This window comes from Streptomyces sp. P17 (assembly GCF_032436805.1).
Taxonomy (GTDB): Bacteria; Actinomycetota; Actinomycetes; order Streptomycetales; family Streptomycetaceae; genus Streptomyces.
Genome location: NZ_JAVRBF010000355.1, coordinates 1 through 426, shown reverse-complemented (window position 1 = coordinate 426; position 426 = coordinate 1). Strand labels below are relative to the sequence as shown.

The 426-nt window shown below is 66.4% G+C and carries 1 protein-coding gene; it reads left to right on the top strand.

What is annotated here, in order from left to right:
- On the top strand, positions 1 to 226 hold a 226-nt coding region (locus tag RMT89_RS41255; RefSeq protein ID WP_315888887.1), incomplete at its 5' end, for a hypothetical protein.
- Between the last annotated feature and the right edge of the window lie 200 nt (positions 227 to 426).

Sequence of the window (426 nt, the reverse complement as noted above, 5' to 3'; positions counted from 1 at the left end):
GGGCCTTGGCCACCGGCGGCGTCGGGATCGACGTTCGTTGCCGGCTCGGACTGACCCGCAAGAGGTCCGCCACTGGATCGAAGTCATCGACCGCCTCAGCCATGATGGCGACCATTACGCCCCCGGCGATGCCATCCTTCTCACCTCCGCGCAATTCGACGTGCTGGTGAAGGCCGGCGCGGTGGGCGGTGACTGGGCCGATGGCGAGGCCGAAACCGAGGTCTGACGGCCTGTCCTCTCCCTGTTGGGGCCGTCCCTTGCCCTTCGGGGCCTGCCGGGCGGCGGCATGATCGCCGCCCGCAATCACACTCACAGATGGCAGCCCCATGAGCTATGCAAGTCTTGGAAACCTCATTGAACGCTACGGCGAGCGGATGCTGGTCAACCTGACCGATCGGGGTGAGATGGCCACGGGGCTGATCGACC